This is a genomic window from Microlunatus parietis (genome assembly GCF_013407955.1).
GTDB lineage: Bacteria > Actinomycetota > Actinomycetes > Propionibacteriales > Propionibacteriaceae > Microlunatus > Microlunatus parietis.
Window position 1 is genome coordinate 182,474 of the sequence record NZ_JACCBU010000001.1, and the last position, 22,087, is coordinate 204,560.

At 69.1% G+C, this 22,087-nt stretch carries 34 protein-coding genes; all 34 read right to left on the minus strand.

What is annotated here, in order from left to right:
• Positions 1–13: 13 nt before the first annotated feature.
• Positions 14–2,359 carry a hypothetical protein gene (locus BKA15_RS00920; RefSeq protein ID WP_179747729.1) on the minus strand — a complete coding sequence of 782 codons (2,346 nt, stop codon included), beginning with the start codon at positions 2,357–2,359 and terminating at the stop codon, positions 14–16.
• Positions 2,359–5,376: a peptidoglycan DD-metalloendopeptidase family protein gene (locus tag BKA15_RS35165; RefSeq protein WP_179747730.1), complete on the minus strand. Its 3,018-nt coding sequence runs from the start codon at positions 5,374–5,376 to the stop codon at positions 2,359–2,361. The genes BKA15_RS00920 and BKA15_RS35165 overlap by 1 nt, the downstream gene beginning before the upstream one ends.
• Positions 5,376–5,774, minus strand: a complete 399-nt coding sequence (locus BKA15_RS00930; protein ID WP_179747731.1) for a hypothetical protein — start codon at positions 5,772–5,774, stop codon at positions 5,376–5,378. Before BKA15_RS00930 ends, BKA15_RS35165 begins: the two co-directional genes overlap by 1 nt.
• Positions 5,775–5,902: 128 nt before the next feature.
• Positions 5,903–6,253 carry a hypothetical protein gene (locus BKA15_RS00935; protein WP_179747732.1) on the minus strand — a complete coding sequence of 117 codons (351 nt, stop codon included), beginning with the start codon at positions 6,251–6,253 and terminating at the stop codon, positions 5,903–5,905.
• 42 nt (positions 6,254–6,295) lie between these two features.
• Positions 6,296–6,742 (minus strand): hypothetical protein, encoded by a 447-nt coding sequence (locus tag BKA15_RS00940; protein ID WP_179747733.1) that lies wholly within the window; start codon positions 6,740–6,742, stop codon positions 6,296–6,298.
• Between the two features lie 13 nt (positions 6,743–6,755).
• Positions 6,756–7,181 carry a hypothetical protein gene (locus BKA15_RS00945; protein WP_179747734.1) on the minus strand — a complete coding sequence of 142 codons (426 nt, stop codon included), beginning with the start codon at positions 7,179–7,181 and terminating at the stop codon, positions 6,756–6,758.
• Complete coding sequence (locus tag BKA15_RS00950; RefSeq protein ID WP_179747735.1) at positions 7,178–7,528, minus strand: head-tail connector protein; 351 nt, start codon at positions 7,526–7,528, stop codon at positions 7,178–7,180. The genes BKA15_RS00945 and BKA15_RS00950 overlap by 4 nt, the downstream gene beginning before the upstream one ends.
• A gap of 2 nt (positions 7,529–7,530) precedes the next feature.
• On the minus strand, positions 7,531–8,808 hold the full coding sequence (locus tag BKA15_RS00955; RefSeq protein ID WP_179747736.1) for a phage major capsid protein: 1,278 nt from the start codon (positions 8,806–8,808) through the stop codon (positions 7,531–7,533).
• 280 nt (positions 8,809–9,088) lie between these two features.
• Positions 9,089–9,700, minus strand: coding sequence for an HK97 family phage prohead protease (locus tag BKA15_RS00960; RefSeq protein WP_179747737.1), 612 nt, complete (start codon positions 9,698–9,700; stop codon positions 9,089–9,091).
• A gap of 2 nt (positions 9,701–9,702) precedes the next feature.
• Entirely contained in the window at positions 9,703–10,893 is a 1,191-nt protein-coding gene (locus BKA15_RS00965) for a phage portal protein (RefSeq protein WP_179747738.1), read from the minus strand.
• 12 nt (positions 10,894–10,905) lie between these two features.
• Positions 10,906–12,420: a hypothetical protein gene (locus BKA15_RS00970; protein WP_179747739.1), complete on the minus strand. Its 1,515-nt coding sequence runs from the start codon at positions 12,418–12,420 to the stop codon at positions 10,906–10,908.
• Positions 12,323–12,676, minus strand: coding sequence for a hypothetical protein (locus BKA15_RS00975; protein WP_179747740.1), 354 nt, complete (start codon positions 12,674–12,676; stop codon positions 12,323–12,325). The genes BKA15_RS00970 and BKA15_RS00975 overlap by 98 nt, the downstream gene beginning before the upstream one ends.
• 488 nt (positions 12,677–13,164) lie before the next feature.
• Positions 13,165–13,377, minus strand: a complete 213-nt coding sequence (locus tag BKA15_RS00980) for a hypothetical protein (RefSeq protein WP_179747741.1) — start codon at positions 13,375–13,377, stop codon at positions 13,165–13,167.
• Between the two features lie 655 nt (positions 13,378–14,032).
• A complete protein-coding gene (locus BKA15_RS00985) occupies positions 14,033–14,314 on the minus strand; it encodes a hypothetical protein (RefSeq protein WP_179747742.1) in 282 nt (93 codons plus the stop codon).
• An 80-nt stretch (positions 14,315–14,394) separates the two neighbouring features.
• On the minus strand, positions 14,395–14,751 hold the full coding sequence (locus BKA15_RS00990) for a hypothetical protein (protein WP_179747743.1): 357 nt from the start codon (positions 14,749–14,751) through the stop codon (positions 14,395–14,397).
• Positions 14,752–14,942: 191 nt separating this feature from the next.
• Complete coding sequence (locus BKA15_RS00995) at positions 14,943–15,170, minus strand: hypothetical protein (protein WP_179747744.1); 228 nt, start codon at positions 15,168–15,170, stop codon at positions 14,943–14,945.
• Positions 15,167–15,415, minus strand: a complete 249-nt coding sequence (locus BKA15_RS01000; RefSeq protein WP_179747745.1) for a hypothetical protein — start codon at positions 15,413–15,415, stop codon at positions 15,167–15,169. Before BKA15_RS01000 ends, BKA15_RS00995 begins: the two co-directional genes overlap by 4 nt.
• Entirely contained in the window at positions 15,415–16,140 is a 726-nt protein-coding gene (locus BKA15_RS01005) for a class I SAM-dependent methyltransferase (protein ID WP_179747746.1), read from the minus strand. Before BKA15_RS01005 ends, BKA15_RS01000 begins: the two co-directional genes overlap by 1 nt.
• A complete protein-coding gene (locus BKA15_RS01010) occupies positions 16,137–16,586 on the minus strand; it encodes a RusA family crossover junction endodeoxyribonuclease (protein ID WP_179747747.1) in 450 nt (149 codons plus the stop codon). The genes BKA15_RS01005 and BKA15_RS01010 overlap by 4 nt, the downstream gene beginning before the upstream one ends.
• Entirely contained in the window at positions 16,586–16,831 is a 246-nt protein-coding gene (locus BKA15_RS01015; RefSeq protein ID WP_179747748.1) for a hypothetical protein, read from the minus strand. The genes BKA15_RS01010 and BKA15_RS01015 overlap by 1 nt, the downstream gene beginning before the upstream one ends.
• Positions 16,832–16,908: 77 nt before the next feature.
• A complete protein-coding gene (locus BKA15_RS01020; protein ID WP_179747749.1) occupies positions 16,909–17,238 on the minus strand; it encodes a hypothetical protein in 330 nt (109 codons plus the stop codon).
• Positions 17,238–17,459 (minus strand): hypothetical protein, encoded by a 222-nt coding sequence (locus BKA15_RS01025; RefSeq protein ID WP_179747750.1) that lies wholly within the window; start codon positions 17,457–17,459, stop codon positions 17,238–17,240. The genes BKA15_RS01020 and BKA15_RS01025 overlap by 1 nt, the downstream gene beginning before the upstream one ends.
• Entirely contained in the window at positions 17,459–17,677 is a 219-nt protein-coding gene (locus BKA15_RS01030; protein WP_179747751.1) for a hypothetical protein, read from the minus strand. The genes BKA15_RS01025 and BKA15_RS01030 overlap by 1 nt, the downstream gene beginning before the upstream one ends.
• Positions 17,677–18,000 carry a hypothetical protein gene (locus tag BKA15_RS01035; protein WP_179747752.1) on the minus strand — a complete coding sequence of 108 codons (324 nt, stop codon included), beginning with the start codon at positions 17,998–18,000 and terminating at the stop codon, positions 17,677–17,679. Before BKA15_RS01035 ends, BKA15_RS01030 begins: the two co-directional genes overlap by 1 nt.
• Positions 18,001–18,032: 32 nt before the next feature.
• Positions 18,033–18,173 (minus strand): hypothetical protein, encoded by a 141-nt coding sequence (locus BKA15_RS01040; RefSeq protein WP_179747753.1) that lies wholly within the window; start codon positions 18,171–18,173, stop codon positions 18,033–18,035.
• A 22-nt stretch (positions 18,174–18,195) separates the two neighbouring features.
• Positions 18,196–19,401: a hypothetical protein gene (locus BKA15_RS01045; protein WP_179747754.1), complete on the minus strand. Its 1,206-nt coding sequence runs from the start codon at positions 19,399–19,401 to the stop codon at positions 18,196–18,198.
• Positions 19,398–19,901, minus strand: a complete 504-nt coding sequence (locus tag BKA15_RS01050; protein ID WP_179747755.1) for an HNH endonuclease signature motif containing protein — start codon at positions 19,899–19,901, stop codon at positions 19,398–19,400. Before BKA15_RS01050 ends, BKA15_RS01045 begins: the two co-directional genes overlap by 4 nt.
• 35 nt (positions 19,902–19,936) lie before the next feature.
• Complete coding sequence (locus BKA15_RS01055) at positions 19,937–20,074, minus strand: hypothetical protein (RefSeq protein ID WP_179747756.1); 138 nt, start codon at positions 20,072–20,074, stop codon at positions 19,937–19,939.
• Complete coding sequence (locus BKA15_RS01060) at positions 20,071–20,295, minus strand: hypothetical protein (protein WP_179747757.1); 225 nt, start codon at positions 20,293–20,295, stop codon at positions 20,071–20,073. The genes BKA15_RS01055 and BKA15_RS01060 overlap by 4 nt, the downstream gene beginning before the upstream one ends.
• On the minus strand, positions 20,292–20,591 hold the full coding sequence (locus tag BKA15_RS01065; protein ID WP_179747758.1) for a hypothetical protein: 300 nt from the start codon (positions 20,589–20,591) through the stop codon (positions 20,292–20,294). Before BKA15_RS01065 ends, BKA15_RS01060 begins: the two co-directional genes overlap by 4 nt.
• Positions 20,588–21,406, minus strand: coding sequence for a hypothetical protein (locus tag BKA15_RS01070; protein WP_179747759.1), 819 nt, complete (start codon positions 21,404–21,406; stop codon positions 20,588–20,590). Before BKA15_RS01070 ends, BKA15_RS01065 begins: the two co-directional genes overlap by 4 nt.
• Positions 21,403–21,528 (minus strand): hypothetical protein, encoded by a 126-nt coding sequence (locus tag BKA15_RS36195; protein ID WP_281385182.1) that lies wholly within the window; start codon positions 21,526–21,528, stop codon positions 21,403–21,405. The genes BKA15_RS01070 and BKA15_RS36195 overlap by 4 nt, the downstream gene beginning before the upstream one ends.
• A complete protein-coding gene (locus BKA15_RS01075) occupies positions 21,525–21,767 on the minus strand; it encodes a hypothetical protein (protein WP_179747760.1) in 243 nt (80 codons plus the stop codon). The genes BKA15_RS36195 and BKA15_RS01075 overlap by 4 nt, the downstream gene beginning before the upstream one ends.
• A complete protein-coding gene (locus BKA15_RS01080; protein WP_312879661.1) occupies positions 21,764–22,003 on the minus strand; it encodes a helix-turn-helix domain-containing protein in 240 nt (79 codons plus the stop codon). The genes BKA15_RS01075 and BKA15_RS01080 overlap by 4 nt, the downstream gene beginning before the upstream one ends.
• Between the last annotated feature and the right edge of the window lie 84 nt (positions 22,004–22,087).

Genomic DNA, 22,087 nt, shown 5'->3' on the forward strand with positions numbered 1-22,087 from the left:
GCCGCCCTCCTGATCATGACCCGCCGTTCGGGTTGCCGCTGGACATGTTGAGGTCAAACCGCCAGCGGCCGCCGGTGTAGGTGATCGTTCCGCCCTCGACGAACCCCGATGCGAGCTCGACGGGCATCCATTCCGGCAGGTCGGTGATCGTCAGCCAGGACCCTGGCCGGCGCGCCGAGTTGAGCAGCAACATCAACAGCCGCTGCGCGTTGCCGTCGGTGTTGTCCACGTGCTTGGTGTCGAACTCCACTCCGGACAATCCCCAGTCCGACGCCCGAGCAGACTGCAGCACATGGTCACCGGTCCGTTGGGCCGCGGGAAGTGAGGAGAATTCCGTTGCGAGGTTGAGGTTCCGCGCCCCGTAGATCGCGGACGCGACCAGGTCGACCCGCGACTCGGTGCGCTCGATGAACGACGAATCAGGTTGGATCTGCTGCCAGGTGACCGCGGCCACCGTGATCACCTGATCGGCGGCCTGCGTGATCGCGATCTTGGAAGCGTCCATGTTGCAGGCCGACAGCTGGCCGACCGGGCCCGACCAGCCGGACCACCGGTTCAGCGTGTTCTCGATCCAGGCGTGGTTGCGGGCCCCGGGGACGCTGATCGGCCATACCGCCCCCAGCACCATGGAGGCGTAGTCGCGCAGCAGACCGAGCGCGGGCTGTGCATCGACGTCGCGCGGGATGACGAGCTCCCAGTTGAGCAGGTCGCGCGATACCGAGAAGTCGGTCACGGGCAGCGGGATGAGGTCGATGATCCGGTCAATCCGGGCGTCGCTCGTCTCGCTCGGCCACGGCTCGTCCCCCACCACGACGTTCTCCACCTCGGCGATCTCGCCCGTGGCGGTCACGTCCAGTTCGATTGCGCCGCGGCCGGTCGCCTTCACCACGGTCAGGTCGGTGACGCGGCCGGCCCAGACCTGCACACGCTCGGTAGCCAGCGGTGGCGCCGTATAGGTGATCGCGTCCACGTCGGGCATACCGCCCGCGAAGTCCCGACTCTCAGGGAACACGGTCAGCGCGAACACCGGCCACCGCGGCAGCGCCGGGATCGACGCGTTGCGGACCGTGCCGGTGTAGGTCTCCCAGTTCCCGGTGCCGGTGATCGTCCGTGCGAGCGCGCCGTCGACGGTCATGTTGATGGTTTGGCCGTCGACCGTGGACGCGGAGAAACCGCGTGTGGAGAACGAAGCCGTGGTGCCAGCCGGCAGCCGGGCCATGAACGAGTAGGTCCAGACCTCGTTCGGTTGGAGCGGGCGCAGGTTTCGCATCCAGGGACGCCCCCACTGCGCCGGCGGGAACAGGTACCGGGCCCGGGTGTTGTCGTTGTCGAGCAGCGCGGACCGCGATCCCTGGCCGACCGGGAACCCGCTGCCCGTGTCGTAGATGCGCACGGTTGCGTTGGTGCTGGTGGCGTTGTAGCGCTCGGTGCTGGTTGAGGCGTTCGCCGTGCCGGTCCACGCGTAGGTGTAGCCGGGCCGGGCGGTCGTCCCGTCGAAGTAGACGTCCAGCGCCGAGCCTTCCTGGATCAGCAGCCCGTCGACCCACATCACGTCCGCCGCGAACGAGGACCCGTTGCAGACGCTGATGATGCACTGGGTGACGTCGACGGCCACGGTGAACGTCAGGGATAGCCGGTACACGCCGGCCGCGTTCGGTGCGGGGGCCGACCGGGCGACGATCGTGGTCGCACCGCCGGTCGCCTGGTGCAGCCGGATCCGCCGCGCGTCGGTATTCAGGGTCCCGATCTGGGCCGCGGTAAGACGGATGTACACCGACACGGTGTAGGTCTTCCCGGTCTCGAACGCCGTCATTCCACTGCCACCCAGCGGGAAGACGGCCGACAGGTTGCTCGACCCGTTCGGTGTGATCGAAAGCGACGTCGAGCCGAACTGCGCCCAAGCATTCGAAATCGCCAGCGTGGCCGAACCGCCAGCCGTCTTACCGCTGGTCGTGGTGAAACTCGGATCGGTGGCCAGGTTGGTCCGTTTCAGCGCGGACGGCAGCGTCTCCAACGCCCACCAGCTGTCCAGCAGCTCGCCGCCGGAGGTCCCTGCGCTCTCGAACCCCTGGTTCATCACGACCTGCGGCTGCGGGTCCGGGTTCGGCGCTTCGGCGAACACGTCGACCTTGGACCCGACATGGATCGTGTCGACGATCGGCTGCGGATTCGTCCGCTGGTCACGGAGCCGGAACGACGCCGAGCCCGCATCAGGCTGATCCCACGCACCGGGCCGGCCCCAGGTCATCGTCAGCGGATCGAGGATGGTGGGTGCGCCGGCGAACAATGCTTCCCGGGTGCAGGCGATCGGCTGACCGTCGATCAACACCTCGCATGTGGCCGATGCTCGCTCGGCCATCAGCGGGCCCTCCGGTTCACCTTGACGCCGCCACGGTTCCGGTCGTACCGGTCAAGCAGGCTGATGACCTGTCGGGCCACCGCGTCGGGATCGAGCGCGCCGTCGATGTTGATCACGACCGTCGGTGCGTCCTTGGCCTTGGTCAGGTCGGACCACTGGCTGCCGGTGAGTACGGGTTCGGGGCCGCCGGTGCCGTTGTAGGCCAGCGTGAACCCGGGCTGCAGCATGCCGCCCGAGTCGAGGGTGACGCCACGGGCCCGCATCACCGTGCGCGGGTTCGGGCCCGGGTAACCGCCGCCGACCCGCGTCTCGAAGTGCAGGTGCGGCCCGGTGCTGTTGCCCGTGTTCCCGGACCGGCCGATCACCTGGCCGGCCTTCACCCGGTCACCGACGCTGGTCAGCAGCTGCGACAGGTGCGCGTACACCGTCACCAGCCCGTCAGCGTGCCGCAGGAACAGGTGGCGGCCGTAGCTGCCCGTCAGGCTGGCCGCCTTGGTCACGATCGCGTTCGACACCGCGTGCACCGGGGTGCCGATCCCCACCGGCATGTCCACGCCGTAGTGGCCCGGGTAGCCGAGATAGCCGTTCCCGATCCCGGCCGCGACCGGCTTCACCCACGGGCCCGTACCGATCGACCCGCCGACGGAGCCGAGCTCGGCTTTCTGCTCGGCGTCCTTCCCCGATGCCCAGCTGGTGATCTTGGACTTCAGCTGGTTGAGCACGTCGGGGATCAGGTCAGCCATCGGGACACCGGTCGTCGGCGCGTTCGGGATCGCGCCCATCACCTGCGACACGGCCCACTTCGCGCCGCGCTGCGCCATCTCGGCAACCAGCTTCGCCGGCCGGCTGATGAACTCAGTGAAGTTGTTCCACCAGTCGCCCGGCCCGCCGATCGCCTCGCCGCGGTTCAGCTTGTCGATCTTGTCCCGGCCGAGCCGGCGCGTCGCCTGCGGGTTCAGCACCGACTCGGTGCCAAGCAGGATCGCCGGGTACTCGCGGCCATCCGGCCCGACCCGCGACGTGCCGCGGTGGAACTTCGGCAGCGTCGGAATCGTCAGACCGAACTTCGACGTCACGGTGTTCAGCGGCTTGATCAGCTTGTCGTTCAGCCAGCCAAAAACGGTCCGGATCGGGCCCTTCACCTTGTCGAGCAGCCCGGACATGACCCGGCCGGCGGTGTCGCGCAGCCCGCGGAAGACCTCGACGCCCTTATCGCGCAGGGCCCGGAACGGCGCCAGCACCTTGTCACGGACCTGCAGCGCGACCCGCACCGCCGTATCGCGCAGCGCGACGATCCGCGCCACCGCCCGCTCGCGCAGAGACTGCACGGCCTCGATCACCCGGTCACGCAGGGCCCGGCCGGCGGCGATGAACCGATCGCGCAGGCTCAGCGCGAACGCCACCGCCCGGTCACGCAGCGACACCACCCGCGCCACGGCCCGATCGCGGAGCCCGGTCACCGCAGCCACGGCCTGGTCCCGCATGGACCGGGCCCCACCGATCACCCGGTCGCGCAGGCTGATCACGAACGCGACGCCCTGATCCCGCAGCGACCGCACGAACCCGACCGCCTTGTCCCGCAGTCCGAGGATCGCGGATACGGCGCCATCGCGGAGCCGGACGTTGGCCTGGATGAATCGGTCACGCAGCTGCAGCGCGAACCGTACGGCCCGGTCGCGGAGATCGGTCACCCAGCCGAGCACGGTGGAGACCATGTTCCGGATCCACGAGCCGACGCGCTCGTTCGTCTGCTGGAACGCCCGCACGAACCGCACCCCGAAATCGACCGCTGCCTGCCAGGTCCGGGCGAGCCAGTCGGCGATGGCCCGGACAGCGCCGACGACCGCGTTCCCGACGGCCAACACGACGGTCTTCACCGCGGTGAACGCGCCGTTGACGATGTTCCGGAACGTCTCGCTGTTCTGGTAGGCGTACATCAGCCCGGCGACCAGGGCGCCGAGCGCCAGCACCACCAGCCCGATCGGGTTCGCCGAGAGGACGACGTTCAGCAGCGCCAACCCGGCCGTGAGCGGGCCGAGTACGGCGATGTTCTCGGCGATGAACGTAGCCAGCTGGCCGACGAACGGCAGCAGTCCCTCGAGGAACTTGCCCGCCTGCTCGACCGCGGGCCCGATCTTCGGGCCCATTTCCTCGGCGAACTTGGCCAGCGCCGGCACCGCGGTGTTGGTCACGAACGCCATCACCTGCGTGAGGATCGGCAGCAACACCGTGCCGAGCCGTTCCTGCAGGGTCTGCACCTGCGCGGCCGCGATCTTCTGCTGATTCGCGAACCCGCCGCTGGTCTTGGCGAAGTCACCCATAGCCCGGGCGCCGTCCTTGTGCAGGATCGCCTGAATGGCCAGCACCTTGTCTTGCTCGGTGAGTTCTTTCGCGGTCTTCTTGCCCGACAGTGCGAGCGCTTCCTGCTCGACCCGCGCCGCGTTGATGTTCGGGATGATCGCCTGCAGCGAGTCGTACTCGCCGCGGAGCGCCGACGTGATCCGGTCGAGCACGTCGCCGGTCTCGAGGTTGTTGAACGAACCAAGATCACCGGAGACCTGAACGATGTCCTTGCCGAACGTCGCAGCTTCCTTCGCGGTGAACCCGATCTGGCGGGCCATGTCGCCCAGCCCGGCCGAGTAGCCCAACGCTTCGGACTTCGCCAAACCGAACTGCTTCGGGGCCCCGTTGGCCCACTGCTCCATCGCCTTGGCCTGGTCGCCGAAGATCGCCCGCGACTTGCTCAGCGTCTCCTGCATGTCGGACGCCGCGGTGATCGACTGGCCGACGAAGTCCTTCACCTTGCCGGCCGCGGCCGACACCGCGTTGCCGACGATGCCGCCGGCGAACCCGGCGATACCGGCGCCGATCTTCGTCAGACCGCCGCGCGCCTTGCTGGCCGATTCCTCCGACTCGGACCCGACCCGGCCGACCGCCCGCGCGGCCTGCTCCGACGCCTGCTTGACGCTGGCCGCGGCCCGGCCCTTGTACTCGATCGTGACTTCGCGCGACACCATCAGAGATCTCCGAGCCTCGGATCGAGCGCGTCGGCGAACAGATCGACGATCCGTTCCTCGTCGTCGCGCAGCTGCGGGAACAGGAAATGGCCGTCTGCCCGGTACGGCGCGAACTGCCGCGTCCGGGGCCGGGCACCGCCGCCGAACTCGGCACCGAAGAAGATCGCGGCCGGGACCCCACCACCGGCCCCGACCTCGATCCCGTCAGCACTGGCCCGGACCGACCGGACCGCCAACGCCTCGCGCCGGCCGACCTGCCCGGCCCGCGCCCGGATCCGCGGGACCTCGACACGGCCGACGTCGGCGGCCGCGTCATCGCTGGCCCGGTCAACAGCAGCAGGGAGGCGAGACAGGAACCGCACCGCTTCGTCGATCCCCTCGACCTGGATGTCGGTCACCTGCACTCACCTCCCCTTGCGCTGCTGCTGCCTGAGCTCGTCGACCAACTCGATTGCCGTCGCGATGGTCCGGCTGCCCTCGGCCACCCACACCGACATCGGGATGCCGGTGAGGATGGCCAGGCCGATCAGTTCTCGGGCTGCGGATCCGGCTGGGTAGGGTCCGACTCGCCCGACCCCGGCTCGTCGTCGTCCTCCGGGTCCTCGAAGATCGGTTCGTAGTCGGCGACCAGCGGCAGGAACATCTCGAACTTCGCCCGGCCGGCCTTGTCGTTGATCTTTTTCGCGCGGCACGCGGCCGCCCAGCCGACCCACATCAGCGTCGACATCTTGATGTTGGCCGTGTCGGCGTCGAGGTACGCCGTGTTCTCGGCCCGCTCGAACCGGACGACGTCGACGATCGACGACTCAACCTCGAACTCGGTACCGTCGTTGAGCTCGAAGCGGTGCTTCATCGCGAATGCGGACTTACTCGCCATGATCATTTCCTTTCGGTTGTGGGAGTTGGGTACTGCTGAAAATCAGGAACCGACGATCCCGGCCCACGGCTCGGGCTGGCCGTCCACCGGGAGCTCGACGGTCTGGTTCGAGGACGACCCCTGCTCGCCGCCGATCGCGCCCGCGATCAAGGTCACCAGGCCCGTGTAGCCGTCGCCGCCGGCCCACGGCGCGAAGAAGAAATCGACCTGCTCGCCGTGGTGGGCCAGCAGGTAATCGGCCAGCGCCTTCTCGGCCGTGGTGGCGTGCTTGCCGTAGATGTAGCCGAGGTTCAGCGACCACACAGGGTTGCCGACGTCGGCGAACTGGCCGTCCGGGCAGAGCGTTTCCTCGCGGACGATGTTCGTATCCGGGCTGAGCAGAACGGACTTCAGTTGGCACGCGAAGTCGGTTCCCGTCGCCTCTGATCCCAAGATCAGATTGACGTCCTTCATGTTGATCAGCAGCTTGAGATTCGGGTCGAGTGCCATGATCGTTTTCCTTCTATCCGTCGAGGTTGGTCAAGATCGTTTGCGCCGGGTACTCGTGGCCCTGCAGCCGGAATTGGCCGGGCAGAGACCGCTCAATTTCGGACCAGTGGCACAGGCCACCGAGGTTCTGATCGGCGCCGAACGCCGCCGTGAGCGCGGCGACGACCAGCTGCCAGATCCGTTCGAGCTCGTCTTGCTGGTGGGAGGCATCGCCGCCGGGCTGCTTGACCACGACCGCGATCGGGATCTGCGACCGGTCCATGCACGGGCCGACGTTCGGCGTCCAACGCGGAAGACCGATCGCGATCAGCGGGAAGGTGGGTTGCGCGTCGATCGCCGACTCATAAACCGTGACCGCCTGGCCGTCGACGGTGACCCCATCGACGGCCAGACGGCAGATCTCGGCGAGCTTCGCCCGGCCGGCCGCGTGGTCGATCATCCGAACACCACCGGCCGGTACGGCCCGATCAGCGATTCGACGTCACGGTCAACGGTCGGGACCCGGGCCGGCCCGAACTCGCCCATTCCGAGGAACCCGTCAGGGCTGTTCCGCCGCGCGAAGTAGCGCGCCGTCAGCTGCCGGACCGCCTGACCCAGCGACGCCGGGGCGGGCGGCACCGGGTCAGGCGGATTCCCCTCGGCATCCGGCACATACCAGGCGCGGATGCGTTGCCAGACGTAGTCCTCGGCCGCCTCCCACAACGGCTTCAGGATCGCGTCGTCCGCGCTCGGTGCGACCGAGGCTTTCACCTGCTCGTACGCGGTGATGTCGGGCCGGGCGGCCATGATCAGCTGCCGACGGTCAGCTTCGTGAACGCGGTCGCGTCGAGCATGCCCCACGCCGCGTACCCGCCATAGGCGACCTCGACGCCGAGCACCTTGGGCTCGATCGCCTGCAGCAGCCCGATCCGTTCCTCGTACGCCTCGAACAGCGCGTCACGGCCCACGATCACGGTCCCGGCCGGCAGGCCGGGCGCCATGACCCGCGGGATGTCGAGGATGTCGCCGGCGAACCCGGTCGGTTGCGACGACCCCGGGTTGTCGTTCGAACGGTTGGTGGCACGGGCCGCCGAGATCACCGAGCCGAGCGACGCCCACATGTCGATCGACGTCCAGATCCGGTTCGGCAGCCGGAGCGACGTGGCGCGCCGGGTGCCGTTCGCGGTGGCCGACTTCACGGCCGCCTGGTACAGCGCATCGATCCACGCCTGCAGGCTGTTCTCGTCCGTCACCGCCTCGGTCTGAGTGACGGCCGCGGCGAACTCCTGCGCCGCGGTGTCCTCGGTGTCGGCGCCGTACTCCATCTGCAGGTCCGTGATCAACGCGTTCCACGCCGACGGGCTGGTCCAGTCGATGTCCTGCCGGGACACGTTCAGCGTGCCGCCGAAGGTGCGCTTCGTGAACGGCAGACCCTCGACCTTGAACTGCCGGGACACGAGCTCGGTCTTTTCGGCCGTCTGCTCGTCGACCCGGGTGTGCTGGGTGACGTGCGGACGGTGGAACACCTTGCCCGGGATCCCGGCGAGGTTCTGCACGCCGATCGAGGACAGGAATGGCCGGGCGCCGTCGAGGTCGGTCAGGATCTGACCGATGATCGGTTCGGGCAGCAGCCCGGGGGTATCGGCCGTGGTCTGGTGCACGATCCGGGTCTGCACCGCCGCCATGACCCGCTGCAGCGCCTCCGCGTCTGGCTTCAGCTGCTCGCCGGGGTAGCCGACGGCGCGGATCTTGTCGACGATGAAGTGGCCGGCGGTCGGGTACTCGACCGGCCGCGGCGTCACATCGCCGAGCCGGGACCGGCGGCCGCCGTCGTCCTGAGGCTCACGCCGGGACGGGGTCGGCTTGGCAGCGCGGTGCTCGCCGACGATCGCCTCGAACTCCTCGAGCGGCTTGATCTGCTCGTCCAGCTTGACGATGCGTTCCTTCGCGGCGGTCAGGTTCGACCGCTCGGCGTCGACCAGGTCGCGGCCATCCTCGTCGACCTTCGACAGCAGCTGATCGATGAACTGGACCTGCTCGGCGCGATCATCGCGGAGCCGGGTCAGAACGGGATTCTCTCGGGACATGGAAAGGGCCACCAATCGATGAGGCAACGGTTAGTTGCCTCACGTGGTGGCCCGTCCCGGCTGCCAGGTGGTGGCCCGTGCTATCTGCTCCGGCCTGGCTCGCCATCGTCTCCGGCGTGAGGTCTGTTCGGTGGAATGGTACGTCGCGCCGCCGACTTTCGACCAGCAGGCCGCCGGCCGCCGCGTGTCGTGATAGGCGGCTCGGGCGTCTCGACCAGCGGATGACGGCCGGCGCCGGCCCTCATCATGGCGACGACCCATCGCCGCAACTCGGCCGGTGTCACCGCTGCCGCGCCTGCTCGGCGAACGCCCGCCAGCTGTCGATCTCGGCCGACCGCCGACGTTCGCCGCGCTGCTGCTGCGCCGCCCGCGACCGAACCAGCGACACCTGCGCACCCGCGTACGCCGGGGTCGGCGTCAGCGAGACCTCGAGCAGCCGAGCCTGCGACCGGGTGATCCACGGCAGCCCGTTGTCGTCGAGCTCGATGTCGTCCTCCTCGACCATCGGGGAGAACCCGACCGACATCCCGGTCAGCATGCCAGCCGCAGCTTTCCGGGCACCCTCGACCGCGAGCGGATCCTGATCGTCGAGCCGCCAGACCCCGTCCAGCCCGTCGTCCGACTCGCGCCACTCGGTCGACACCCCGATCGGGAACGTGCGGTTGTCGTGCCACAGCAGCAGCGGCAGCCCGGCCGCGGCCTCGCGGATCGACTTCTTGAACGCGCCCCGGGTGATCCGTTCCATGAACCAACCGACGTCGGTCCACGTGTCGTACGGCACCGCCCGGCCCTCGAGCCACAGCCCGCCGGCGCCCTTCGTAGCCTCGATCTCGCGGAGCTCCAACGCCGGGTACGTGCGGACCTCCGGCGCCCTGAGAGTGACAGATTCCATGATCATCCTTCCTGGTCTTCCTCGTCGGCCAGCTGCTCGTCCTGCTGGTCCTGGTCCTGCTCGGCCGCGGCAGCCAGCGCGGCCGGGACCGGCTTCGGCTTGAGCTCGGCCGGCACGTTCGCCGAGTAGCCGAGATACACCCGCGCTTCGGACTGCGTCAGGACCGCCTTCCCACCGGTCGCCGTGTTCAGCGCCGTGACCATCGTCGGCAGATCGTCCTTCAGCACCGCGATCCGGTCGAACCGGACCCGCCGCCCACGCGGGAGCCACGCCGCCGACCAGGTGCCCTCGAAGTCCTCGAGGATCGGGCCCACGGTCTGCCGGATCAGGTTCAGGTACATCGGGCCCGGCGACCGGTACGTGAACGACCCGGCCGGCGCGCCGACCCAATAGCCGTCGAGGTTGAACATGTTCGCCACATCGGTCAGGGACAGCTTCCGTGCCTCGACCAGATCCGAATCCGTCGGCGACCACGACAGCGGGATGACCTGCGTCCCGGCCGGCAAGATCGCAGGCCGCCGGGCCGGCCCGTCGAACTTCTCAACCCAGACGTCTTTCGCCTCCTGCGCCTCGGTCGTAGACAGGTGCGGGTTCGGAGTGATCACCGCGACCGACGGCACCGCCGCCCCGTTCAGCACGTCCGACTCGTACGCTTCCTCGTCGGCGACCCGGGCCAGGGACATCATGTGTTGCTCGACGACCCCGATTCCCCGCTGCGGCATCAACGGATGCGCGCCCCGCTGGACATGGATCACCCGGTCGCCGTCGAGCTCGGTACCGCCGATCCAGTACGACACCGACCCGTCGGCAGGGTCGACCGTGACCGTCGTCCAGTCCGCCGGCAGCCACGACACCGCCGCCGGCCATCCGTCCCGATCCCTCGCGGTCACGTAGCAGAGCGCGTTTCCGTTCACCAGGTAGTCGTCCAGCTGGACCCCGACCCACCACGCCCGGGACTGGTCCGGGTCGGGCTGCTCGAGTAGCCGCGGCCGCGGCAGGAACTCGTCGTCCTTCATGTCGTTCAGCGGCATCTGACGGGCCATCCCGCCGATCAGCTGCAGCGCACGCGCCACAGCAGGGATCGACTTCGCCCGCGTGACTGACATCGGCAGCCCGACCAGCCCATCGGTCGGCGCCGGGAAGATCACCCGGTTCCAGGGTTGTGTGGCGATCGGCCACACCATCGCGCTCATCCCGTAGTCCTCTCAGTAGATCCGGAACGGAGCCGGGGCCGGCTCCGGGTCAGGCATGTGGTCGAACCCCCACACGGCCAGCGTGTGCGCGTCCAGCACCGTGATCGGGACACCGGCCGTCGGCGCCCACACCCGGGATCCGCCCATCCGACGCCAGGCCGCCACCCGGAACGCGTCGAGCAGCCGGGGATCGTTGTCGTGCGTCAGCCGGCCGTCGGTCAGCTGGTCCTCGACGACCGCGCAGCCGGCGCCGTAGTCGGTCTGCGACACCCGCAGCACCGGCACCCCGGCCCGGTCGAGCTCGTCCGCGACGTTCCGCGCCGGGCCGGCGTTCAGCACCGTGACCGCGCCCACCGAATTGGCGCCGTCGTTCGACGCGACGAGCTCGGCCGCGCGCGCCGCCGCCCAGCTCGAGCCCGGCCGGGAGTCGAGCACCTGCGTCAGCGCCCGGCCGCCGGCATCCCGCCACGCCGCCGAGATCGACGCCTCACGCCGCTGCTCGTCGACCTGCAGACCGAACGCCACCCGCACCCGCTCAGGGATCCGGTCGACCGTGAACCGGGCCGCCAGCACATCCGCCGGGATCACCGACTCGTCGGCCGTGTCGTCCTCGTCCAGCCCGCCGTACGCCCGCAGCACCGCCGCCCGCCCCAGGTCGGCCAGTTCCTCGAACAGGAACCCGGGCCGCACGCCGTGATCCCGCCGCGGATGGTTGTCCAGAATCACCGAGATCAGCCGGTCGTCCTCGAGTTCGGCGACCGGTCCGCCGTCGACGACCTCGGGCACGCACCACTCGAAGAACGCGATCCTGGCATGGCCCTGCGACTCGACCGCCGCCCGCCCGCGCATCCGGTCCGCCTTCAACCACTCCGACCGCGCCGTGCCGGCCGCGCTGAGCTTCCACTCCTGGCCAGCCTTCACCGACCACGCCGGCCGGTAGCCCTTCTGGATCGCCTGCTTCTGCGCCAGCGAGAACGACCAGAGCTCGTCCACCCACACCAGGTCGGGGTCCTCGCCGTGCATCGAATCCTCGTCCGGCGCGAACGGCACGAACTTGGACCCCGTCGCCGGCCAACGCAACGCCTCACCCATGTTCGAGATCGTCCGCCGTACGGTCGGCTCGCCGATCGCCCGCACGATCACCTCGGACGTGTCCCGCCAGCGCTTCACCGCGTTGTCCCGCTTCTGCGCCGTGATCCACGCCTGCCGCGTCTCCCCACGCCGGCCGCACCGGTGCGTCGTCACCGGCTCGATCAGCACCGTCTTGCCGGACCGGCGCGGCACAAGCACGATCACTTCGTCGTAGGCGAGTTCGCCCGTCGCCGGGTCGACCTCGAGCGCGACGTCAACGACGTACCGCTGCCACGGAAACAACGGCTTACCCAGCTGCTTCGCGATCCGCGCCACCGCCGGGCCGAACGTCGGCCGCTCAGGACTCCTCGACGTCGCCCAGCGTGGGGCCGGACCCCAGCGCGGCGGCCAGTTCGTCGGGCTCGCCGTCGTCGTCTCGATCTCCGCCGCCGTCATCAGGCACCGTCCCCGGCCGCCGGTCCAGCTGCCCGACCAGCGCCAGCAGCCGGCCCGACGCGCTCAACCACAGCCGCGGATCCTGCTGCCTCCGCGCCGCGTCCACCAGGTCCGCCGCGCCCCGCGCAATCTCCGCCGTGATCCCGTCCATCCCCGTCAGATCCCGGTCGCTCAGCGCCGCGTCCAGCGCTTCCCGCGCCGGGCCGGCTTTCGCGCGCGGCGTCCGGAAGTACCGCGGCGGCTTCGTCTCGGTCAACGGTCCCCCTCGGGTCGCGGTGCGGTCGGTAGTTCGGGTTCGGCGCGCCGCACCGGACGCACACCGGCGACGACGTCCCCACCTCGCCCGGATAGGCGAACCAGTGGCGCACGTAGAACCCGTTCACACACCCGGTCACCGCTGCCCCTCGGCCGGAGAGAGAGAACTCCGGACAGCGGAGGTGTCCGCCAGCGACGCGCCCTCGAAAAAACTGGGGTCTGACTTGGGGTGATGATCTTGGTCTTGACGTTTCGTGACCTCGGATGAGGGACCATGATCAACTTCTGGTTGCTGGTGGAACGCGCAGTCACAGTCGGCGCCTGCGATCCGGTCGGCGCAGAGCGTGTCGTGTCCGTCGAGCTCGGCGGCGGTGACGGTGGTTGGCGTGAACCAGACTTCGTCGAGTGGGCGGAGCTTGCCCCTTCGCCAGCAGAGCGCGGTGAGTGCTCGGTCGTATTGCCGGCGGCGGCGCTCGTCGAGTCGTCGGGTCATGGCTGGTCGGGGAGGTCGAGGGCGGAGCGGACTGCGGCGTCCTTGGCTTCGAGCAGCTTCCGCAGGGTGACGGTGGTCTCGGGTCCGTCGGGCAGGGTGTTGGCGACGTAGTGAGCGAGCTCGTAGAACCGGACGCTGATCCGGGCGAGCTTGGTGGGCAGGTGGTCGTAATCGAAGTACCGGAGCAGGGCGGCGGTTGCGGGATGCATGGTTACCACTTCCGTTCGGGTGCGGTGGGCTGTTGCTGGTGGGCGAGTTGGCCGCCTTGGTGGTCGCTGCAGGGTCGGCACTCGGGCTGTAGCTGGGTGTCGGTGCCGCCTGCTGATCGGGCGGTGACGTGGCCGGCGACGAGGTCTTGGGGTCGGGTGATCTGGCGGAGGCAGCGGGGTGATCGTTGGGCTGCGCAGTTCAGATATCCGTTTCGGGCGAGCGCGGCGAGTAGTGGAATTCGGAGTCGGCGCCATTCTCGGGTTGATCCGGTCTTCCGGAGGGCGCTGCTCGGCATGGTCGAATTGTAGGTCTGGTGAATTCGGGTTGGTGAATTGTTGGGCTGCTGGGCGGGGTGTGTCCACAGGGTCGCGCGTGCGCACCTTGGGCAGGTGGTTGAGTTGGGTCCTCTTGTGGTTCCGTCTTTCTTGGTTCCTCCTTGGTTCCTTTGTGGGACATCTAGGTGTCCCACTACTGGGTACTCAGATGTCCCACTACTTTGCGAGTGGTGGGACATCTGGATGCCTAGTAGTGGGACATTCAGGTGTCCCACTAGGTTGGCGGGTCGGTCGAGTTTTCCACAGGCTGCGGGGTGGGTGGCGTGCTGGTCGGCCGGCCCCGTACGGTCGGTTATCACAGGTGGGATATTGGCCATGATCATTCCGTTTCGGTGGGCAATTCGGGTTGGTTGAATTCGTCGAGTCGGATTCGGTAGCGGGTTCGTTTTTGGCCGGTGGCGTTGTCGACTCGTTCGATCGTGCCGGCGGCGATCAGGCGCCCGATCGACCGCTGGACGCGCTTCCGGGCGGCTTCCCACTCCGGGGTGCCGGGGTCGGGTTCGTGGCCGAGCAGGACGGCCATCAGGTACTCGTGGCCGGCCCAGTAGACGCGGGCGGGCCGGTCGCCGGTACGGCTGTTGTCCAGGGCCGTGTGGGCCATCGTGATGAGGATGAGTCGGTCGGTCTCGGAGAGTTGCGCCCAGTGGGGGTTCAGGGCGGCACCGACGAGCATGGCGCCCATCAGGACCCGCCGAGTAGGGATTCCTGGCCAGCAGCAGCCCGGGCGGCCTCACGGGTCGCTGCAGCGGTCTGACGGTGGTGGTCGCGGTCGTACTGCAGGTGGCAGCCCTGGCACATCGCCCGGAGGTTGGCGGGGTCGCAGTCCTCCGGGGTGTGGTTCAGGTGCGCGGTGGTGAGTACGACGGTCGAGCCGGTGCCGTACGCCTTGGCGCCGTGCTCGTTCGGGCAGCGCCCGGCGTGGCCACGTCCGCACTCGCCGGCGCACTCACAGCGCCAGCCGGCCCGGTCCTTGATCGAGGTCGAGATCTCGCGCCAGTTCGGCGGGTACCGGTGCCGGTTCTCTGGCCGGATGGGCATCGGGCGACCTCCTGCGCTTCGGGGTGATGGCTATCGCTTCGGCTTGGGTCTCGAAGTGGCGGATGGTGCGTCTGCCGTGGCCGGCGGCGATAGTGACCCACCACCAGCCGCGGAACCGGCCGGACGTGAGGAAGACCCGCCGGATGTGCCAGCGAGTCGGGTCGAGGGTGGCGGCGAGCCGTTCGAGCTCGTCAGCCGTCATGGTCGGCCTCGACGGTCGTGACCGGCCGCGGGTGGGACCGGATGGACTTGATCTGGCTGGCCCAGCCGATCGTGATCCTGATGGGGGTGTCGCCGGGGTGGCCGAGCCGGTGGCAGGCTTGGACGAATGCGCCGAGCTCGTCGAGGGTGAGTCCGGCCTTGGGGTCGGCGGCGTCGCGGGTGACGCCGAACGTGGCGATCGGCTTCGACGCGCTCATCGGTCGAGCTCCCGGACCGTGGCGGCGTTCCGGCGATACTCGAGAACCGCGGCCCGGAATCCGTACCCGATCCAGAACGGGATCGCGACGGGTGCGCCGAGCCCCGCCAGGATGATCAGGTAGGCGGTCCGGATGTCGCGGTGGTCGTTCCGGTTCAGCATCAGCCGGGCCATGCCGCCGACGCACAGTCCGAGGACCGCGGCGACGGCCCACAAGATCAGGAATACGGCGAGCGAGTCGGGCATCAGTCGACCTCGTCGTCGTCGGTGACCATGTCGGCGGCGAAGTGGTCGGCCAGGTTCCGATCAACCGCGGGCGCCTTGACGATGATCGCGGTGATCGATTCGGCTCGCTCGGGCCCGATCCAAAGGTCGCGGCCGGTCGGGAACCCGTGCCTGGCAACGAATCCGGCAGGGTCGCCCTGGTTCTTCCAGAACCCGATGATGGTCGAGATCGCGACGTTGTGGCCGCCGTCGACCTGCGCGGCCATGTCGTTCAGCCACTCGATCGTGGTCTGTCGGCTGTTGACGTAGTTGGACATGTGGGAGGTGTGCAGGTCCTCGATCACGTAGCTGCCGCCCGGGGTGATAGCTGGCCAGAGCAGTTCGAAGCTGCGTTGCTGGTCGGCGGTCATGTGTGAGCCGTCGTCGATGATCACGTCGAACGGGCCGAGCCGGGCGGTCAGCAACTCGACCTCGCTGGGGTCGGTCGCGTCGAGCCAGACCGTGCGGACGCCGGGGATATTCCGCCGGCCGCGTTGCTCGTCGTTGTCGACTCCGACGATCGTGGCGTCTGGGTAGTAGTCGTGCCACATCTTGAGGCTGGCGCCGTCCATGATCCCGATCTCGAGCAGCCGGCCGACGGCGGCGGGCAGATGGGTCTCGTAGAAGTCGAGATAGCCGTGGTAGGTGGCTTTGTCGGTGCCGTGGTGTAGGCCCAGCTGGTGCAGGCGGCCGTGGTTGGTGGTCACATCGTCTCGATTCGGATCAGGGCGCCGGGCCGGTCCATCCGGTCCGGGCAGCCAGGGGTGTCGGGGTAGCAGCGCCAGACTTCGCAGCTGGCAACCTGCGAGTCGTCGGCGATCACGCCGCCATCGGTCAGGCCGTCCAGGACGGCGCGCAGCAGCTTGTCGGCGTCTCCGCCTGCCGACCGGGTGATCGGCCACGGCCGTTTCGTCAGGGGTACGGTCTTGGGCCGCTCGACGGTGAAGGTCACGGACACGGCGACCGGCCCGGCCAGCTGGTGGCCGATCTTGGCGAGCAGCGCGCCGGCGGCCGCGGTGACCTTGCCCTGCCATACCTCGAGCTCGCGCCGCTTGGCGTCGACGATCAGGTGCCGGCCGCCCTTCCCGCGGGGGCCGAGGCACGTCATGTTGCCCTTGGGAATCGGGGTCCCGTAGACGCGGACGGCGGGCATCAGTTCGCCAGCGCGAACTCGGGCCGGGTCGGGACCGGCAGCACGCCGACACGCATCAGGGCCCGCTTCACCGGGTCGGTCTCGCCGCGGATCGCGAGCTCGCGCCGGGCGGCGTCGGCGGCCATGTGCGGGGTCGGGAACCCGATCGGGTGGATGTACTCGATGAACTCGGGCCCGGACTGCAGCCGGTACATCCAGGCGCCCCAGGTGAACGTGACTCGGGCCCGCATCGATGGCCGTTTCATGATCGTTTCCCGTCTGGTCGGTGGTAGTCGGTGGGGTCGCGGCGCCGGCGGCGAGGTCGGGGCTCGCCGCCGGACCGTCACCCCGCCGACGCGGGGAGCTCGATCGGCCGCCAGCCGTCGGCCGGCTTGTACCGGTTCGCCGTGGCCAACGCGACCTGCGCGGCACCGGTCCGGTTCTCCCACTGGCCGATGGCCTTCTGCAGCCAGAACGCGAGGTCCTTGGGCGGCCGGGCGAGCAGCCGGCGCACGCGGCGTTCGAACGCGTCCATGGCTCGGCCTAGCTCGGCTTCGGCGTTGGTGGCGATCGCGGCCCACTGGTCGCCGTCCCACTCGGTGCGGAGCACGATCTCGGTCGTCGGGTCATCGTCACGGTCGAACGGCAGCGGCTCCATCACGTCGGCCGCCATCACTCGGCCTCGACGAACAGGTTGCGGCCGGTGATCACGTAGTCCGCGACGGCGAGCACCGGCGCGGCGTCAGCGTCGACGAGGGCGGCGGCGGCGCGCTCGATGGCTTGCGCGCGGCGTTCCTGGTCGTCGTACAGCTGCGCATACGTGGTCCCGAGGTTGGGGCCGATGCCGGGGATGCTGATCACGGCCGACGTGGGGGTGTCGTGTTCGGTCGCCATCACTTGGCCCCGCTCTCGTCGAGGTCGAGGGCGGAGCGGACGGCCGCGTCCTTGGCCTCAAGCAGCTTGCGGAGCGCCACGGTCGTCTCGGGTCCGTTGGGGAGCATCACCGCCAGCGAGTTGGCCAGCTGGTAGAACTTGACGCTCACCGTTTCGAGCTTGGCCGGCAGGTGATCATGTTCGAAGTAGCGCAGCAGTGCGCCGGTTGAGGGGTGCATCACTCGGCCTCGACTTCGTACGGCTCGGCCGTGTCGAACGGCAGCGCGGGCTCGCCCGTCCGATCCTCGATGGCCTTCTGCAGCGTCTTCTGCAGCGCCGGCGAGACGTCAGCGACCTTCCCGATGGGCTCGAACCGGCGGATCCGGACGTACGGCACTTCGGTGCCGTCGTCGGTGTTGGTGACGACCTTCGATGCGTCGTACCAGGTGATCGCGACGCGGAGGTCCTTCGGGTTCGCGATCAGGTCGGCGGCTTGGACGTCCAGTCCGTTGATGTTCGGGTCACCCGGCAGGGCCGAGGACAGCTTGACTGCTGCGGACATGCATTCTCCTTATGTGGTGGGGATCTGGGGGGTCAGAACGGCATCGGTTCGGGCGCGTCGGCCGGGTCGACGACCCAGATCCGTTTCAGCGCGGTGTCGCAGTGCACGCAGCGGCAGATCGAATGAGCGCCCGGCTCGGGCGCGTGCTTGCACGGCAGGTGCTGAATGATCACGGTCGTGTCCCGCAGATGCCTTTCAGGTAAGGGTGTCTTGGCCGTTGACCAGGGCTTCGAGGGCGTCCAGATCACGGCACTGCTCCAACGCCTTGATCACGTCGGACGCCTGCGAGAACGTGAGCTCGTTGGTGCTGGTCAGCTGGTCCCGCCCGGACAGCACCAAGGTGAACGTGAGCCGCATCGCCCGGTCCTCGACCTTCAACCGGGCGAAGTGCATCATGATCGTTGCCCGCTGACCGGGTGACAGTTGGCGGCGGTCGGCGGTGTCGATCACTTCGGCGTCGACGGGCTCGGCGTCGGCCGGCTCGGGCGTTGTTTGCCGGTTGCTTGACTGGCCGCGGTGCTGCTCGGCCAGCTGTCGGAACTCGGCCTGCTGTTCCTCGAGGGAGGGTGACGCCGGGGCGGTAGGGGCTGAGTCATCCGCCCCGGCGTCAGTTGAGTCCGGGACGGAGACGGGGGGCGCCGTCTCGGACTCGGGTCGGCGGCCGCGGGTAGGTAGCGCGGGCCGCCGACGTTCAGGGGTGCCCTGCTCGGGCGTGGACGCTCCAACCGGATCAGGCTCGGGGTTGGAGGGTGCCGGGGACGCTGCATCGTTCGTTGGAGCGTCGGCCGTCTTCCGGGCGCGGCGGACCTTCGTCGTGGCCGGGCCGGCGACCTGCTCGACCTCCCTGGCCGGGCCCTCCCACGGCGTCACGTCGTCCATCTCTTCGAGCGCGCGCATGCCGTGGATCACGTCGGCGAAGATCATCCGGCAGAGCTCGACCGATGCCCGGGCGGTCAACATCTGCCGCGGGTAGGTCTTCCACTGGTTGTTGGACATCAGCCCGGCCTGCCGTGCGTCGTCGATCGTCCACGTGACCGTGGTCCAGTCCTCGTCCCCGCGCCGGCGGCCGCGAGCGGTGCACCGGGCCGATGTGGACTCGACGAAACCGAGCTCGTGTCCGGCCTGCTGCACCAGCGCCCGCATCGCCTCCGCGCTGATCGCCGGTTTGCCCTTGATCACGTGCGTCGACGCCAGCGCTGTCATCGGAGCCAAGCCCAACTCACGACCGTGCAGGATCGCGGCGGCGACCTGGCCGGGCTTCCCGCGGAGTCCATCGGGTACGAAGTCGGTCGGTGCGATCTTGACGGCCAGGTCGGCGACCTGCTCGAGTACGGCGGTCCAGCTGTCGGTCACGGGGTTCAACAGCGAGAGCTCGCGGCCCTCGTACCGCTCAACGGTCATGACGCTTCCTTTCGTGCGCGGTAGCGGGCTACGGCGGCTCGGTTCTGCTCCCGAATCCGGGATGCGCGGTCGGGGTCGGACATGGCCCGCAGGTGGGCGCGCTGCTTCTGCTCGGCGCGACAGGCGCGGCATTCGCGCGTGGTGTATCCGTTGCGGGAACGAGTGAGGAGTCCGACGCGGACGAGGTCGTGGCCGTTGGCGCAGTGCGTCCGGTCAGACCAGAGCGCGTCGAACACCGCCCGGGTGGCCTCGGCGGCGCGGCCGCGGCGAACGTTCTCGGCCTGCTCGACGGACTCGAGGTGGTCAGGGTTGACGCAGGCGCGGTTCCGGCATAGATGATCAAGTACGAGCCGCGGCGGGATTGGTCCGCGCAAGTGCTCGAAGATCACCCGGTAGGCAAGTTGGTACTTGCCGCGGACGGAGACCTGCCCGCGGCCGTCCTTCCGTAGGGGCCCGGTCCAGATCCAGCACCCGGCAGCGTCAACCTCAACCCGGCGCATGGCGCGTTCGTATGGTGTATCTCGGCGAGGATCTGTCATCGTCCGAACCCCGCGAGCCACATGGCGAACACCAGGCCGAGCACGACCGAGCAGATGATCATGAGCGTGTTGATCACGGCGGGGTGGTTCAGGAAGTGTTCGGCGGCTTCGAGCACGCGATCGAGCCGGGTCACAGGACGGCCCGCGCGATCTTGCGGAGCTCACGCACGCACCGGGCGCAGACCGGGCGGGAGTTGTGCGCCGGGGTCGACGCGATCGGCCACCGCAGGTTGTTGAGGTCGTTCGCTGGCCGCACCTGCCGGCACAACGGACCCCACCCGCCCGTGTGGCGGCGGACGAACACCCCGATGTGGCGGACGTGCGAGCCGAGCACGAACAGGACTTCGCCGATCATCGGGGGCCCACGATCCGCCGCAGCTGCAGCAGCGCGTCGTCGATGGCCGGCGGAGTGCTGCACATCCCGCAGCAGACCGGGCAGTCGGTGGTGTCGTCATGCGCCTTGATGGCGTCCTCGACCTGCAGCAGCACGGTCCGGACGTCGTGGATCTTCGCGCTGGCCCGCTCGGCGGCCCGCCAGTGCAGATCGAGCTCGGCCAGCAGCTTCGCCGCGTCGGCCCTGTGGTCCGCCCGCGGGTGCCAATGGCCGTCCGTCGTCCGCGCCCGGATCGCGGCGAGCTCGGCCGCGTTCACGATGCCCGCTCGAACTGCTCAGGGAACACAGCCGCACCGATCGGCGGGTTGTACCCGTCGAACTTCCGATCAGTCGCCGCCCGATGCCAGTCGTACGCCTCCCGCAGGTACAGGAACGCGTCGAACTCGTCTTTCTCGGCCCGGGCCGGCAGCAGTTCCACATCGTCGTTCAGCACGTGCGCGACCCAGCACCCGTCGATCTCGATCATGGGCTGCTCGTCGTACTCGGTCTTGCCCTTCCCGCCCCGCGGCCCGGGCACATGCCGGCCGATCTGCAGCAGGTCACAGTTCCGATAGGCCACGGTCTGCAACGCGGTCTCGGCATACACACCCTTGCCGGTCTTGACGTCCAGCAAGATCGTTCCGAGCCGCGGCGACCGGCACAACAGGTCGAGCGTCCCGGCGTACTCGCGCTCGGTGTTCGCCACCGGGCACTCGGCCGCGATGGTCTCGATCTCCCACACGTCGAGGAACTTCGCGTACGCCTCGACCTGGCTACGGATCTCGTCCGGCGCATCGAACTCACCCGTCCGGGCCAGCTTCTCGCCGGCGTCGTGGATCCGGTTCCCCTTCACCACGGCCTTACGGTTCGTGTTGTACCGGGCTTCCTCGATCTCCTTCGCCCGCTGCATCAGCGGCAGCTGCGACAGCCGCGCCCAGTGCTCGATGGCGTAGCTGGCCGACTCGCGCGCGGCCCACGACTGCAGGGCCGGCTTGTCCAGCACGTTCAGGATCGTGGTCACGCCGGGCACCTTCCGGCCGTCGAGCTCGTATCCGTGGCCGCCGCCGTAGTTCCTGCGCTGCAGCCGGTTCATCGGGTACCCCGCAGCCGGCCGAGCAGACCCATGATCACCGCGGCCAGCACCGAGAACGAGAAGCAGCCGGCGCGGCGATCGGCGGGCATGTCCGCGCCGATCCCGACGTCGTCCGGCCTCACCGTCCGGCCGCCTGACGGGCACGCTCGACAGCGAGCAGCCGACGCTGACGACGGTGGTACCGAGCACGGTTCTTCCGGGCAGGCTCCCAGTCGTACAGGCGGGACGCGGCCACCACGGCCGCCAGGCGCTCGGCTGCGGTCTGCGGCCGGTCGTCGTAGGCCACGGGCGCCATGTGGCGGCCGGGCCGATGCTGGACGCGCTCGAGCTCGAGCGCCTGCACCAGGTCCGCCGGCGTCACGATGTCACCCCGAGCGCGGCAACCACCACGTCGACCGGGGACAGCCCCAGGGCCTCGCACAACATGCCGAAGTCGTCGACGGTCAGGTTGACCCGGCCGTCGAGCATGCGCCGGATCCGAAAGACCGACTCCCCTGTCTGGTCCGCCAGGTCGACCGCGGTGACCCGCTGCCTCGCCATCTGTGCCCGGAGCTCACCCGCAACCGATGTGCTCAGATTTGTCATAGTGAGCACCATTGTTCGCGTTTCGCGCAATGTCAAGCCCCGAAGTGCTCGCGGTGCAGATTGTGCTTACTTGTGCGCGGATTTCGGTGTACGATC